Genomic DNA, 13704 nt, shown 5'->3' with positions numbered 1-13704 from the left:
ATCAGATGGGAACTCAAATTACTTTGATAGCAAGGATTGCATTGCATCTTTCATATTCTGATCTGACAACGCCACTTTACAAATCTTGCCAAGAAATATTAGGAATAAACTGACCGATTATCTCCGGATCATCAGTCCATTCAATTTCTGTAATTTCTCTTCTGGGAGTTACCGCAGTAAGTTTAGATTCAATTGATAAAAGCAGGTCTGCGTTTAGCCATGACTCACTGTAATGGGAAAAATCGCTAACATTAACTAAGCCAAATTTTAACAGAGTACATTTTGAGATTAGTGCAGATGAATTGATCAAAAAAGTAGTGGGAGTTTCTAATAATCGGGAAAAACTCAATAAACTTAATAAATATCGATGTAAGGGGTTGCTAAGATCAAATTGATCTTCGGTAAATTCAGTGTTGTTTACACTAATTTCTTGATTTAGAAAGTAAATGAACCCGTTTTGAGGTGTTTTAAAAGCAAGAATATTGTCTAATTCTTCAATGGGTTGTAAAGATTGAAAAATTTGATTAGCTGATTCGGTTGCTTGATAATAATTACCCGCTTGAAGATGTTTAAGTTGATCATAGAAATATTGAGGTAAAATAATATCTTTACCGAAATCTAGGATTAACGCTGGATTGTGAATACATAAATCAGGTTCAATTCCGTAAATTTGCTTCATTTTTGGTTTCCTTTTTTAAGTCAAATTAAATTAATTATTATCAGGTAAAGTATATAATCGAGTGTGTTCACTACTTCCACATTGATTACACCTATTTCCACTTTCTTGCCAACTATCTTGACGATGAGCTAGAGTACAGTTACTACAGAAATAAACCTGTTGTCTAGGTCGAAATTCTGCTTGAGTTAAGAGATCCCTTGAACCAATGACTGATTTTAATAATTCTTGAATGGTGGGATTATAGTCAGTATCTAAAAAGGCAGTATTGTTATTCGTAGAATGATCATTAGATGAATCTTCTAAAAAATCGTTTGATTCCCATACTTCAACTAATTCAAACTCAGGTAAAGTAAATTCTTGTGGGTTAGAATTAGATAATTCGGGAGGAATATCCCGCCATACTATTGAAGATTGATCAGGTGTGGGAGTAGGTCGATTAGATGATGATGTGGAAATATCTCGCCATCTAATTGAAGATGTATCAGTTAATTGTCTAGAATTTCTACGGTAGGATAATAGTCTCGAACCGTTGGCTTTATTAAAACAATAAATAATAATTCCAGCAATAAAAATACATCCAACGGCAACTAACCAAAACATAGAGATAACCTATTAATTATCCACGATCTTCCCATTTAATTTGTCTTAAATCAATGGGACTAGGCACAGTATAAGCTTTAGTGCTGTTTCCATGACCACAAGAACTGCATTGACAATTATTATATTGCCAACTATCTTCATGGTAAGCTAATCGGTGGACTGAACATAGATAAACTTTTTCTCCAGGCCGAAAGGGTTCTTGACTAATCATATCTCTAATTTCTCCCTGACTTATATCAATCAGAATATTATGAAGATCATCAGGAAAAGCAACAACGGGTGTATTTCTAGAAGGTGAAGTTGATGATGATTGTGACTTTGACCCACCGCTACTTCTGCTTCCATTAGAGCTATTATTGCTAATAGCACCTATTACGATTAATATAGCAAGGATTATCCACCCAATCGGAAACCATGCAATTAAAGCTAGAAGATATATGATACCAAGCCAACCAGAACATCCAGAATTACTGTTATTGTTGCTCATAATAATCCCTTCCTGATTATTTTAATCCCTCCCTGATTCTTTGTAGATGAGAAGTGTTTTTAGTTAGATATTCAATATGATTTGGTATGTAAATAACGCTATCTACACTTTCTCCACTTTTTCCTAAATCTTCTTGATTGGGATTTGAATTGTAGCTATACATAAAGAAAATAAAGCCTTTATCAGCATTCTCGCCGACTGATATAGGAATACTTCGATTTTGGAAATTACTTCCTTGAAAGTAATTATCAAAATGAGGATGAAAAATAGATCGAGCATCGACGATATCCATTTTCCGAGATAAATCAATTTCTTGATATTTTAAATTAACCGATTGAATTGACTGTTTTTGTGAGGGTTTAGCGACAAGCAGTTTAACTCTTCCACCACTACCAAGCTTATCCCCACCTTTAAAAACAGAAGACTTAAGATACTCTGGGTGGCTATCGCTTAACTCCCTTAGGTTTTGAAAATCTTTTGATGACATTTCTTCTATGTAAAATTCAAACGGAGAGTTATGTTGTTGACTGCTAGAGATATTACCTAAACCTAGTAAATTAGCAAGTAGTAAAAGGAAGATAACAATTATTAACGATAATATCAGAGGTCTGATGACATCTGAATTTCGTCTAGTAGGTCTTTTGGTCTTTCTTCGTAGACCATCTTGCCAGAATATTTTATCTGTTCTTTTTTCTGGATCTTTTTCACTTGGTAAATTAGCCCCAACATTTCCATAAATTTTAGGTTTAATTTGTTGAGCCGTTCTTCCCAGAAAAAATTTCATGTCTTCACGACAGGGATCATAAACAATAGATAAGCACCAAGGATGATAAAAAAATGCCTGTTGCGTGTTCATATCTGTCCCAGACATAAAAGCACTTAAATTGGGATGAGAGTGATACCAACCCACAATATTATCGTCTGGATGTTGTGCCTTAGCATAGTCCATAATTCCTGTCCAAGAATTAGGGGTAAAATCTAAATGTGCGCCTGTGCCAACAGTAGCAGGGGCGGCCACGGCTGCGGTAATATCAACATAGATTCCTAACTCAGTATCTTCATAGGCATTCCCGAAAAGAATTCCCCCTTGTTCAACTCTTCGGTTAGATTTTAAATGAGCTTTTAGATTGCTTAGAGCATCGGCATTAATATATACTCCATATACGCTTTCGCTTTCTTCAGGTTGACGATTAATACCTTTTTGTCCCATAAAATCCCTGAGATTTTTAGGAATTGGTTTATAAACATCATCGCTTTCTTGCCAGACGATATTTATTTCTTCTCGGTTAGACATGATAATTTACCTATGGAATAGTGAGTAAGCAAAAAAGTTTTTACGGACATTGAGGGCAATCATCTAAGAAAATTGCCCATTCTTTTTCGACCTTAAAGATTAGCCTAACTGATATCAGTCCAACCAAAATTAACTTTTAAGGTTTGGGTATCAACGGGAAACCTTGACATATTATTACTAGCCCAAGTTTTTGCTGTACTATTAGCAGGACTGTTTAAATTTAGGACATCTTTAGAGTATTGAATAATTTTGCCAATTCTCAAAATTAACTCGGTTACGGTTTCTCCCGGTGTCCAATAATTTCCTAGACAGACATTTTGGTTAGAAAAAACATTAGGATGAAAAATGGGCGTTAAAAACTGTGCACTGGGTTTTTCTCTAGGATAATTAGTTCCTAGTATGATTTTTACCTGATGAGTATTGCGATAAACAGGATTATTCCCATTAACTTGTTCTATCCCCTTACATCGGTATTCGATGATATATTCATAGGGGGGATTTCCTGTTTTAGAAATCAGTTTTAAACTACCGCCAGAATTCGCAATTAATTCTGAGACTTGTCGTAAATCATTGGTTAGCCTTGTTTCTCTAACACCCATAATTAACCCGCCTGTAAGATAGGATAAACTTCTAAAACATCGCCATTTTGAACCCCTGCTGAAGCTAAAGTGCTTGAACCATTTAATTCTTGTGTTGTACTCTCTAAACGCACTGAATAATCAACATTAGCAGGTAAATTCCATTTGGATTGAGTAGTAGAAACAATTTGATCTACTGTCAAAGTGGCAGGTAAAGTTACAGCAGCTTTACGGGTTCCATCTGCCATACGAACGGTAACAGATAAATCGCTCATAGTTCCTCCTATGTTGGGCAAAATTGAATTGATATTCGACCTTGGGATGTCTCGCAATGTAGAATCTCGTTATGAGGAAGACATAATTGTTCAAGGTTAATAGGGTTTTGGGTAGTTGCTAAAGAGAATTTATCTAATATCTGAATCTGTCTTTCTTGTTGACAGTTAGGACATACAATATCTCTTTCAGCAAACTGAGAACGAGGAATGTTGATCGGTTCTTGATCACCACAATTTAAGCATTGCATCCTATCAATGACTTCATTTCGTAGCCAAAGCACCGAATCAGAAAATCCAGACACATCTAACTGTTTAAGAATTTCCTCAACCGTTAAACTTGGTGAATAAGTTAACTTAATACTCGGTTCAAGGGTTAAATCATGGGCTAAACAATACTCTTGACGAGGAATTTTGACCTTAAAGGCATTCCAAGGATTTAAGTTCAGAAAAAGCTTTTCTCCTGCTTCTAATACCCCCTCTTTTTGGTGTAAATAAAGTAAAGCCTGTTGAACTTCCATTGCCGCAATAATGGAAGTAATTGTCGCAGTTGTGGGCATTGATTTCTCTGGGAGATCCCGTTTTAAACCTTGACAAGAATATCGCTGGTTTCGGCGTTTCCACATCCGATCTGTAATGGTACATTCATAACAAGCAGCATCGGTGTTAGGATCGAAGAAACTGATTTCTCCATTAACCACACCAATTCCCCCATTAATCCACGGAATCCCCGCACGATAGGCCATGTTATTAATTGCCCAACGAGCATTGATACTGTCTAAACAACCAATAATAATGTCATGTTCCCGCACATTCCCGACACCAAGATCAAACTCTAAATCTCCCTGAATTGCTCTCACTGATATGTCGGGATTAATCTCTAGTATCATGCGACGGGCAACTTCGACTTTAGGCTGATTTACGTCTGACTCTCTAAATAAAACAGAACGAGTCAAATTAGTAATTGATACAGTATCAAAATCAATGACAGTGATGTGACCAACGCCAATTAAAGCCAGATTTTTCAGTACCTCATTCCCTAAAGCACCCGCCCCAACAACTAATACGTTTGCACGGGTAAGTTTATCTTGATTCCACCAATCGATTAGGCCATGTCGGGAATATCGTTCATCTGGCGGTAGAGATACATCAGTCCATTCCATATACTCTAAGAACACTGAGAAATATAGGCTGTTTACTGATTTTATTCAGTGCCTATACCGATATACTACTCCATGATTTCAGAAGAATATCAGGGTAAATGCTAACAAATATCAGATTTTTTGCTAAGATGCTATCAGGAGTTTATCAGGGTGTAACAACAATGCACAATGAGCCATTTACTCAAGCAGCGCAACAGTGGGACTTACAAACCCTCTACGCTGATCTCACCTTCGCCAAAGGAAAACCCCTAACCCCTGTGGAAAAAACTCATCTGCGCGGCCTACTGTGTGGCTGTAGTCCCTCAGAAATCGCTGAAAAACTCCATAAAAACCCTAACGGGGTAGAGACGGATCTTTGTGCTACGGTGTATCGTTATGTTAAGAATTTACTGGATAAGAATAACGGACGTATTGATAATTGGCGTAATATTACCCAATGGTTAGAAGAAGCAGGTTATAAACATCCTTCTGCTGAAATTCCGATGACTAAGCTTTTACCTGAGCAAAGTGTGGCTAATATAACTAATGTGACTGTAGAAACAACTCAAGTCGTTATTCATTTCAATCTTGCCATCCCTACCTCAAATAATATGGGTAGTTATCAAAATGAATCAGAAAAAAGTCAAGACGCTGAGAAAATGGATACTTGATTAAGCGTTTGAATGATGATCCTGTTCATAATCAGGGGAAAACTTCCGGGGAAGAAATTAGGAAACACCACCCAGACGGGCGTATTCTAAAATTGACTGGCTAAGAGCATCGCGATCATCGCGGGTGAGATAATAATTCCGGCCGCCGATATCATTGAGAAATCGCAGTAGGGCAAGACAAGCGGACTCTAGATCCGCCCGGTGTCGGGCAGCCGCTAAAGCTTGTTCAGAGGTGGCATAAACTAGGCAATCGCTAATTCCTTCGCTGCCATCCACTCGCCAACATTGAAAAGAATAACCCTGCATTTCTGCGCTCAATTCAATCTGCCAACCGTGATAGTCAAATCGCGTGTAAATCATGTCAAGCAGCCCCGTTTAGGAGAGGAGAGTCACAGGTTTGACCGCTCTGATTGTCTAGAAGCCCTGCACCTGTCTAACTTTCTAATTTAACGGGTGATTATGGAAACCCTCTGCAAACTTCGTGCAGATTTCGTGCAGAAATGATTTTGTCCACTGTCCCAAGGCAGATATTACTTTAAACGATAACCAAGACCGTGAACGGTTTCAATAAAGTCTTCCGGCGCACCGAGGGATTTTAGCTTGTGACGAAGACCGCGAATATGGGAAGTAACGGTTTCCTCGGCCGGAGAATCGTCCAAAGACCAAACTCGCTCAATAATACCTGATCGACTTAAGACCCGGCGCCCATGGGTAACAAGTAATTCTAAGAGAGCGAATTCCTTGGGGGTGAGGGAAAGAAGTTGACCGTTATAACTGGCCTCGTGGGTACTGGGATTTAACTGCAACCCCCCCCAAGATAATAAAACACTGCTGGTGCTGCTGCCACGTCGGATCAAGGCCCGAATCCGCGCCATTAATTCGCCCAAATCGAAGGGTTTAGTGACATAATCATCGGCCCCTGCGTCTAATCCGTCGATTTTATCGATTACCGTATCCCTTGCGGTTAATAATAGGACGGGAACGGTGGCATTAGCAGAGACGGGATGATGGGATTCCGCTCGTCGCAGACGTTGACAGAGCAAAGTTCCGCTTAATTTTGGCAGGGTGACATCGAGAACTAAAAGGTCATATTTGCCTAATTCTAGCCAATTCCAGCCTTCTTCTCCGTCTCTAGCCACATCGACAACGTATTGTCGCTCGCTCAATGCCTCTCGCAAAATCTCGGCTAGTTGCATATCATCTTCTACTACTAAAATTCGCATGGTCTAGACTTGACACTCCCGCCGTTAAGCTGACGCTGTGACGGGGGATTCTTGATTCACCCCAAACCCGCTTTTCGGTACAAGTACCAACGAGTCTTACAGTTTCTCCCCAAGCTTGAAATTCCGACTGTCCATCGGTATTTGTTGACAGTATTCTCATACCTTCTTCCCTTACATTCTTGGCGGCGTTTTCATCTCTATCGTGCTGCGTCTTACATTCTGGACAAATCCATTCACGAATACTGAGAGTCAATAAATCATTTTTAAATCCACAGCAAGAACAGAGTTTTGTACTCGGATAAAACCTGTCAACTTCTACAAGTTTTCCTCCCTCTCTTTTTAGCTTGTAGTCCAAGAAATTAAGCAACATACCAAAACCAGCGTCATGTATTGATTTGGCTAATTTAGTCCTTGCTAACCCTTTAATATTCAGATTCTCGGCTACAACGATTTGGTTTTCATCGCATAACTTTCTGGAGAGTTTATGAAGAAAATCCTGTCTAGTATTTGCTATCTTTTCGTGAACCTTGGCTACCTCCTTAATGGCTTTTTGGCGATTATTAGACCCCTTGGCTTTACGAGACAATGCTTGTTGTCTCCGCTTTAAACGTTTAGCATATTTTCTGGTAGGTTTGATTGGGTCAATCTTGTAGGTTGTTTCACCATCAAAAACCGTAACTAAAGAAGATAAACCTAGGTCTATCCCTGATATTTTTAGTTTTTCAATGGTTGTTGAGTCATCCATCTCAAACAAGATGGCAGCCAAATATTTATCTGTACTGGTTTTAGAAACAGTTACGGATTTAATCTTACCATTTATTACTTGAGAAATCTTAGCTTTTACAACCCCTAATTTAGGTAGCTTAATTCCCTTATTTCTAATTGAACAACTTTCAGGATAACGGATTGATTGTTTTTTGTGCTTACTTTTAAATTTAGGGAATTTTGTTCTTTTTGAGAAGAAGTTCTTAAAAGCAGATTCTAAGTTTTTCAATGATTGCTGCAAGGTAGCGGCAGTAGCCTCAGCTAACCATTCAAAATCCAGCTGTTTCTTGAGTTTGGTAAGGTCTTTTGCCATGTCACAGTAGGTCATTCCTTTACCAGTCTCTAGGTACTGATTGTTAGTTTTATTTAAGTAGTAATTCCCAACAAAACGGACGCAACCAAAGTTTTTAGCTAAGGCTAGTTCCTGTTTTTTGTTTGGGTATATTCTCACTTTTAAAACATTTAACATCAGCCTGACCCCATCTGTGCTATCTTTTCAGTATAACACTTCCGCTTAAATATGTCAAGCTCATACATACCTTAAGAATCAAGCCTTTCCTTATTAGGAAACGCTGTCGCGTTAGTTTAGATTCTGGGGGCAATTCATCTCCCGTTAATTTCTGGTATATTTTTAATTAAGGAGAAATTTAACGGGAGTCCTCTTGCTCCATTTAGATAGAGTAAGCTGGAAATAGCGTCGGTTAACTCCTGATGAATTGGCTCAAACAAGGAAAATGGATCGCGGGAGGTTTCGGGCTAACTGTCTTATTGATGGGAACTATTAGCCTAGTTTCCTATCGCAATACCCTCGCCCTGCGTCAGCGCGCTGCCGAGGTGGAAGTTACCTACGAGATCATCGATAATCTCAGTAATCTTTACGCTAACATGGCGGTGGCCGAATCGGGAAGACGGGGTTATATCACAACTGGCAGCCCTAGGGAATTAAGCCGTCATCATCGGGCGATCGCTTTGATGCAATCTAACTGGCAACTCCTGGCTAAACAATTAGAAAACGGCACAGATTTCGAGCGGGAAATGGTGACTCAGATCGGGGATTTAATGTATCGGCGAATTGCTCTATTTAATCAATCGATCGCCACCTATAAATCCGATCGATCCGATGATATTTCTCAAGATGCAATCACGGTTAAAAGTGTCGAAGTCCGGGATAAGTTTCAAAATCTTCTTACCTATTTACAAGCTAGTCAGAAAAGGAATTTAAGAAGTAGCATCGCTAGTTCTAGGGATAGTATCAGCGAAAATTCTCTTTTGGGCTTACTGGGAACTTTTATCAGTTTTGGGATTATTTGCGGAGTTTATCTTTTAGTTTTTTGGCAAGAGAAACGGCGACAAAAAAGTGATGAAATTCACCGGTTATTACTACAGGAAAAAGAACTTTCCGATCTAAAAATTCAGCTTTTTTCTATGATATCCCATGAGTTCCGAACTCCTTTAACCGTGATTCTTTCCGCCTCGCAGTTATTAGAAAATGGTTTAAAAGATGCAGATAAGTCGAGCAGAAAAAACCTATATAGAATCCAGTCTTCTGTCAAGCTAATGAATCAATTCTTAACAGATATTTTGATTTTAACAAGGGCAGAATCTGGGAATCTCAGTTGTCAGTTAGAGCCGCTCGATATTGAAGCTTTTTGTTTAAATTTAGTCGAAGATTTTCAATTTATCAATAAAAATAATACCCCGATTAAATTTGTCAGTCAGGGATTGATGATCCGTCCTTATCTAGATGAGAAACTGCTCTACTCGATTTTAAGTAATTTACTCTTAAATGCGATTAAATATTCCCCCACAGGAGCAGGGATTAGTTTGATTTTGTGGAAAGATAGCGATCGCATTGTTTTTCAAGTCCGGGATCACGGGATCGGCATTGCCGAGGAAGATAGAGGTAAGATATATGAACCCTTTTATCGGGGTCAGAATGTGGAAAATATTATCGGCACGGGATTGGGGTTAGCAGTGGTTAAAAAATGCGTCGAACTCCACCGCGGCGAAATCGCCCTAGATAGCCAAGTGGATAAGGGAACAAGCTTTACCGTCAAACTGCCCATTTCACCCTAGTTCCAGCTTGAGCGGTCTAAAGATGACAAAATGTAACTTTCTTTCTTTCGAAACCGGACGAAAGCAACGAAGAATTTTTATCGCAGCTGGAATTAGTCCAGAATCAACTCACTCCGGGTTGATGGCATCGAAATTTTAGGCAAAAATAGGGCTTTTACCGCCCAAAAAGCCTATATTTTGGCTATTTACCCCCAGTTGACCCCTGACTAATCGAAATTTTAGGCAAAAATAGGGCTTTTACCGCCCAAAAAGCCTATATTTTGGCTATTTACCCCCAGTTGACCCCTGATTTTTGCAGCCAGTTAACTCTCCTGGGGAACTGGTCACGGTTTCCTGATAGGATAAGGTGACTTGGGATTAACTTATGGTGTTGAAAATATGTCTCTAAAACCTTACATTTCTCGCTTATTAGCTTTGGTTCTCGTCCTGGTCATCGGATTGATGGGTTGTTCTAGTAGTTCGCGGTTAACCGGCAATTATGGACAGGATACCCTGACGGTGATTGAAACTTTAACCACAGCCCTTGATTTAGTCAAAGATGACCCGAATAAAGCGGCAGTTGAGTCGCAAGCAAAGGAACAAATCAACGATTACATCTCCCTCTACCGACGAGATAAAAAATCCGGGGGTTTGCGTTCTTTCACTACTATGCAAACAGCCTTAAACTCTCTAGCTGGTTATTATACCGCCTACGGTTCCCGTCCCATCCCCGACAAACTCAAACAACGTTTAAAACAAGAATTTAAACAGGTGCAATTCTCTCTCCAGAAAGGAATTTAGATACAGATTAGGGGTTGGGTGTTAGGGTTTTAGGGGGTTAGGGTTTTGGGGTATTAGTTGAAATCCCCCCATCTCCCCACACCCCACACCCCACACCCCACACCCCACACCCCACTCCTGTAAAAATCAGACCAAATCTGGTTAGACTAGAAATACAAAGCGTATTATAAAAAACTACAAAATTGATTCAAGACGAAACCCTAGAATTATTGGAATGGCCGCGGCTATGTCAACACCTAGCTACTTTTGCAGCGACTAAACTCGGTGCGATCGCGATTCGTCAATTGCCGTTACCAGAAAGCAAAGAGGAAAGTTTAAACCTACTCTGCCAAACCAAAGAAGTTTATAGCTTAGAACAAAAATTAGATAGTCGTCTTTCCTTTGATGGGATTACCGACATCGGTGATGCCCTAGAAAGGGCGCATCTGGGGGGGTTATTATCGGGACAGGAACTTTTAAATATTGCCACGACTTTGGCCGGAGTGCGACGTTTACGGCGTTTAATTGACGAACAGGAAGATATACCAGTTTTAAAAGAGTTAGTAGCCGAAATTCGCACCTATCCAGAGATAGAACAGGAAATACACCGTTGTATCGATGAAGATGGCCGGATATCCGATCGCGCTAGTCCCCAATTACGGGAAATTCGGGGACAAATGAAGGTGATTAAAGAGCGAATTTACCGCAAATTGCAGGATATCATGCAAAAACAGGGCGGTGCTATCCAAGAAGCGGTCATTACCCAAAGAAGCGACCGCTGGGTGATTCCCGTCAAAGCAGCACAAAAAGAGCAAATACCGGGGATAATTCACGATACTTCCAGCACAGGAGCGACTTTTTACATTGAACCTCACTCTATCGTTGACCAAGGCAATCAACTGCGGCAATATCGTCGTCAGGAACAAATCGAAGAAGAAAAAATCCTGCGGCAGTTAAGTAATACAATCGCCGAAGCCTTTGACGACTTAGAATATTTACTAGCGATCGCTACTAGGCTCGATCTGGCCACCGCTAGGGCCCGTTACAGTTTATGGTTAGAGGGTAATCCCCCCCACTTTATCGATGGTTCAGAAACGATTACTTTGCGGAATTTGCGTCATCCTTTGCTCTGGTGGCAAAAACACCACGAACAGGGGGGGGAGGTCGTACCAATAAATGTGCAGATTAGCCCAGAAATTCGCGTTGTTGCCATCACCGGACCAAATACCGGCGGAAAAACCGTTACTTTAAAAACCCTCGGATTAGCGGCTTTAATGGCGAAAGCGGGCCTGTTTATTCCAGCGCGGGAACCGGTAGAGATACCCTGGTTCGATCACGTTTTAGCCGATATCGGGGATGAACAGTCTTTGCAACAGAGTTTATCGACTTTTTCGGGTCACATTCGCCGGATTGTCCGCATTTTAGCGGCTTTAAATTCTCGTTCCTTGGTTTTACTCGATGAGGTGGGAGCAGGTACGGATCCGGCTGAGGGAAGTCCTTTAGCGATCGCTATTTTACAATACCTCGCTGATCATAGTTTATTGACGGTGGCTACCACTCACTACGGGGAATTAAAAGCGTTAAAGTATCGAGATTCTCGCTTTGAAAATGCCTCGGTAGAGTTTGATGATCGCACTCTTTCCCCCACTTATCGACTATTATGGGGCATTCCGGGGCGTTCTAATGCTTTAACTATTGCCCAGCGTTTGGGATTAAGTCCCGAAATTGTGGCCGAAGCGAGAAATCATCTGGGGGGGTTATCGGAGGAGATAAATCAAGTAATTGCTGGTTTGGAAGCGCAAAGACGGGAACAGGAGTCAAAAGCTAAGGAAGCTAGTCAATTACTCCAACAAACGGAGAAATTTTATACAGAAGTTTCCACGCGGGCCAATTCTCTACAGGAGAGAGAGCGAGAATTAAAGCGTTATCAGGAGCAGGAGATACAAAAGGCTTTATTATCGGCAAAAGCAGAGATTAATGACGTTATTCGCCGATTGCAAGCGGGAACAAAAACCGGTAAAGATGCCCAAAAAGCCACAGAGGAGTTAACTGCGATCGCAGAAAGGTTATTACCAAAAACGGAAAAAACTAAGGTTAATTATCGTCCGCAAGTGGGGGAAAGGGTGCGCTTGCCCAATTTGGGACAAACTGCCGAAGTTTTAGCAATTTCACCGGAATCAGAGGAGATTTCCCTGCGTTTCGGGATGATGAAGATGACCCTACCCTTAGACCAGATTGAGTCTTTGGATGGTCAAAAAGTGGAAACTGCGCCAAAACCTGCCAAAAATTTGCCACAAACTCCCACAAAACCCCAGGAGACTCCTTTAATTCGTACTGCTAATAATACCGTCGATATTCGCGGTTCCAGGGTGGCAGAGTCAGAAACGGATATCGAACAGGCGATCACCCGCGCCACCCCATCGGGTATATTATGGATTATTCACGGTAAAGGTACGGGGAAATTGCGTCAAGGTGTTCACGATTTCCTATCCCGTCATCCCCAGGTAAAACGCTTTCAATTAGCACCCCAAAATGAGGGGGGTTCGGGGGTAACTATCGCTTATTTAACTTAGGGTTTGCGGCAAAAAGTTTTTTGTCGGGTTAGGAGTCAGCCTTGAATCAGTTATCAGTTATCAGATGTGAGTTTTCAGTTCACTGTTTACTGATCACTGAAAATACTCCCCACTTCCCCACTTCCCCATTCCCCAGGGAGCATCTCATTTTTATACAAGTGAGTAATTATACTTGTCCCTCAAACTGGTTTCTAGTAAGGCTTTCAAAATAGTTTGACATAAAACCTGATTTAGGGGTTACAAAGGTGAGATGCTCCCCTTCCCCACTTCCCCACTTCCCCACTTCCCACTCTACAATAACTACTGGCAGCCAGAAATACGTTGGTTTCCTATCATACTTTGTGTTTTTTGTCAAAAAAACTTTTTTTTTGCAATAAAACTACACAAAAAAAAGATCATCGTTAGGGGTGAAATTGACTGATTTACCTGTCTTAATTAGGATCACCTTGTAGGTGTGGCAAGGGTTTGAGCCATTGCTGCCCAAAAAAGCACATAATAACCCACTATGAAATTCTATCAAATCGCTGTAACCATTGTAACATCGTTGTTAAATAAAAATCTTTCTCAATTAATTCTTAAGAATTT

Annotated in this window: 14 protein-coding genes; 4 read left to right on the top strand and 10 right to left on the bottom strand. The window is 40.4% G+C overall.

Annotated elements, in window-relative coordinates; translation table 11 throughout:
• Nucleotides 1–76: 76 nt before the first annotated feature.
• The 7 genes from IM500_RS24215 to IM500_RS24185 all read right to left on the bottom strand — a co-directional run bounded on the left by IM500_RS24215 (nucleotide 77) and on the right by IM500_RS24185 (nucleotide 5073).
• Entirely contained in the window at nucleotides 77–679 is a 603-nt protein-coding gene (locus IM500_RS24215) for a hypothetical protein (protein ID WP_287739678.1), read from the bottom strand.
• A gap of 30 nt (nucleotides 680–709) precedes the next feature.
• Nucleotides 710–1279 carry a hypothetical protein gene (locus tag IM500_RS24210; RefSeq protein WP_287739677.1) on the bottom strand — a complete coding sequence of 190 codons (570 nt, stop codon included), beginning with the start codon at nucleotides 1277–1279 and terminating at the stop codon, nucleotides 710–712.
• A gap of 16 nt (nucleotides 1280–1295) precedes the next feature.
• Nucleotides 1296–1766 (bottom strand): hypothetical protein, encoded by a 471-nt coding sequence (locus IM500_RS24205; RefSeq protein ID WP_287739676.1) that lies wholly within the window; start codon nucleotides 1764–1766, stop codon nucleotides 1296–1298.
• Between the two features lie 16 nt (nucleotides 1767–1782).
• On the bottom strand, nucleotides 1783–3060 hold the full coding sequence (locus tag IM500_RS24200) for a Mov34/MPN/PAD-1 family protein (protein WP_287739675.1): 1278 nt from the start codon (nucleotides 3058–3060) through the stop codon (nucleotides 1783–1785).
• 104 nt (nucleotides 3061–3164) lie between these two features.
• Nucleotides 3165–3659 carry a ubiquitin-conjugating enzyme E2 gene (locus tag IM500_RS24195; RefSeq protein WP_287739674.1) on the bottom strand — a complete coding sequence of 165 codons (495 nt, stop codon included), beginning with the start codon at nucleotides 3657–3659 and terminating at the stop codon, nucleotides 3165–3167.
• A 2-nt stretch (nucleotides 3660–3661) separates the two neighbouring features.
• On the bottom strand, nucleotides 3662–3913 hold the full coding sequence (locus tag IM500_RS24190) for an EsaB/YukD family protein (RefSeq protein WP_287739673.1): 252 nt from the start codon (nucleotides 3911–3913) through the stop codon (nucleotides 3662–3664).
• 8 nt (nucleotides 3914–3921) lie between these two features.
• Entirely contained in the window at nucleotides 3922–5073 is a 1152-nt protein-coding gene (locus IM500_RS24185) for a HesA/MoeB/ThiF family protein (protein ID WP_159297604.1), read from the bottom strand.
• A 161-nt stretch (nucleotides 5074–5234) separates the two neighbouring features.
• On the opposite strand from IM500_RS24185, the gene IM500_RS24180 reads away from it, so the two are divergent.
• Nucleotides 5235–5723 (top strand): helix-turn-helix domain-containing protein, encoded by a 489-nt coding sequence (locus tag IM500_RS24180; RefSeq protein WP_159249892.1) that lies wholly within the window; start codon nucleotides 5235–5237, stop codon nucleotides 5721–5723.
• Between the two features lie 57 nt (nucleotides 5724–5780).
• Here IM500_RS24180 and IM500_RS24175 read toward each other — a convergent pair whose 3' ends face one another.
• The 3 genes from IM500_RS24175 to IM500_RS24165 form a co-directional block, all read right to left on the bottom strand.
• Complete coding sequence (locus IM500_RS24175) at nucleotides 5781–6083, bottom strand: hypothetical protein (RefSeq protein ID WP_190722987.1); 303 nt, start codon at nucleotides 6081–6083, stop codon at nucleotides 5781–5783.
• Between the two features lie 170 nt (nucleotides 6084–6253).
• Complete coding sequence (locus IM500_RS24170; RefSeq protein WP_002758477.1) at nucleotides 6254–6946, bottom strand: response regulator transcription factor; 693 nt, start codon at nucleotides 6944–6946, stop codon at nucleotides 6254–6256.
• A complete protein-coding gene (locus IM500_RS24165; RefSeq protein ID WP_190722986.1) occupies nucleotides 6921–8180 on the bottom strand; it encodes an RNA-guided endonuclease InsQ/TnpB family protein in 1260 nt (419 codons plus the stop codon). The genes IM500_RS24170 and IM500_RS24165 overlap by 26 nt, the downstream gene beginning before the upstream one ends.
• Before the next feature lie 242 nt (nucleotides 8181–8422).
• On the opposite strand from IM500_RS24165, the gene IM500_RS24160 reads away from it, so the two are divergent.
• The 3 genes from IM500_RS24160 to IM500_RS24150 all read left to right on the top strand — a co-directional run bounded on the left by IM500_RS24160 (nucleotide 8423) and on the right by IM500_RS24150 (nucleotide 13119).
• Nucleotides 8423–9787, top strand: coding sequence for a sensor histidine kinase (locus IM500_RS24160; protein WP_190722985.1), 1365 nt, complete (start codon nucleotides 8423–8425; stop codon nucleotides 9785–9787).
• Between the two features lie 378 nt (nucleotides 9788–10165).
• The gene (gene psb27, locus IM500_RS24155; RefSeq protein WP_043998990.1) at nucleotides 10166–10567 is read left to right on the top strand and encodes a photosystem II protein Psb27; all 402 of its coding nucleotides are present in this window, start codon (nucleotides 10166–10168) and stop codon (nucleotides 10565–10567) included.
• 182 nt (nucleotides 10568–10749) lie between these two features.
• Entirely contained in the window at nucleotides 10750–13119 is a 2370-nt protein-coding gene (locus IM500_RS24150) for an endonuclease MutS2 (protein ID WP_190722984.1), read from the top strand.
• Nucleotides 13120–13704: the final 585 nt, after the last annotated feature.

It is taken from the genome of Microcystis sp. M179S2 (assembly GCF_020245805.1).
GTDB lineage: Bacteria > Cyanobacteriota > Cyanobacteriia > Cyanobacteriales > Microcystaceae > Microcystis > Microcystis aeruginosa.
This window is presented reverse-complemented; position numbering and strand designations above follow the sequence as displayed.

What these genes read in the sequence shown, in the direction of transcription:
- IM500_RS24215 (WP_287739678.1), bottom strand. Translation starts at nt 679, where the DNA reads ATGAAGCAAATTTACGGAATTGAACCTGATTTATGTATTCACAATCCA.
- IM500_RS24210 (WP_287739677.1), bottom strand. Translation starts at nt 1,279, where the DNA reads ATGTTTTGGTTAGTTGCCGTTGGATGTATTTTTATTGCTGGAATTATT.
- IM500_RS24205 (WP_287739676.1), bottom strand. Translation starts at nt 1,766, where the DNA reads ATGAGCAACAATAACAGTAATTCTGGATGTTCTGGTTGGCTTGGTATC.
- IM500_RS24200 (WP_287739675.1), bottom strand. Translation starts at nt 3,060, where the DNA reads ATGTCTAACCGAGAAGAAATAAATATCGTCTGGCAAGAAAGCGATGAT.
- IM500_RS24195 (WP_287739674.1), bottom strand. Translation starts at nt 3,659, where the DNA reads ATGGGTGTTAGAGAAACAAGGCTAACCAATGATTTACGACAAGTCTCA.
- IM500_RS24190 (WP_287739673.1), bottom strand. Translation starts at nt 3,913, where the DNA reads ATGAGCGATTTATCTGTTACCGTTCGTATGGCAGATGGAACCCGTAAA.
- IM500_RS24185 (WP_159297604.1), bottom strand. Translation starts at nt 5,073, where the DNA reads ATGGAATGGACTGATGTATCTCTACCGCCAGATGAACGATATTCCCGA.
- IM500_RS24180 (WP_159249892.1), top strand. Translation starts at nt 5,235, where the DNA reads ATGCACAATGAGCCATTTACTCAAGCAGCGCAACAGTGGGACTTACAA.
- IM500_RS24175 (WP_190722987.1), bottom strand. Translation starts at nt 6,083, where the DNA reads ATGATTTACACGCGATTTGACTATCACGGTTGGCAGATTGAATTGAGC.
- IM500_RS24170 (WP_002758477.1), bottom strand. Translation starts at nt 6,946, where the DNA reads ATGCGAATTTTAGTAGTAGAAGATGATATGCAACTAGCCGAGATTTTG.
- IM500_RS24165 (WP_190722986.1), bottom strand. Translation starts at nt 8,180, where the DNA reads ATGTTAAATGTTTTAAAAGTGAGAATATACCCAAACAAAAAACAGGAA.
- IM500_RS24160 (WP_190722985.1), top strand. Translation starts at nt 8,423, where the DNA reads ATGAATTGGCTCAAACAAGGAAAATGGATCGCGGGAGGTTTCGGGCTA.
- psb27 (WP_043998990.1), top strand. Translation starts at nt 10,166, where the DNA reads ATGTCTCTAAAACCTTACATTTCTCGCTTATTAGCTTTGGTTCTCGTC.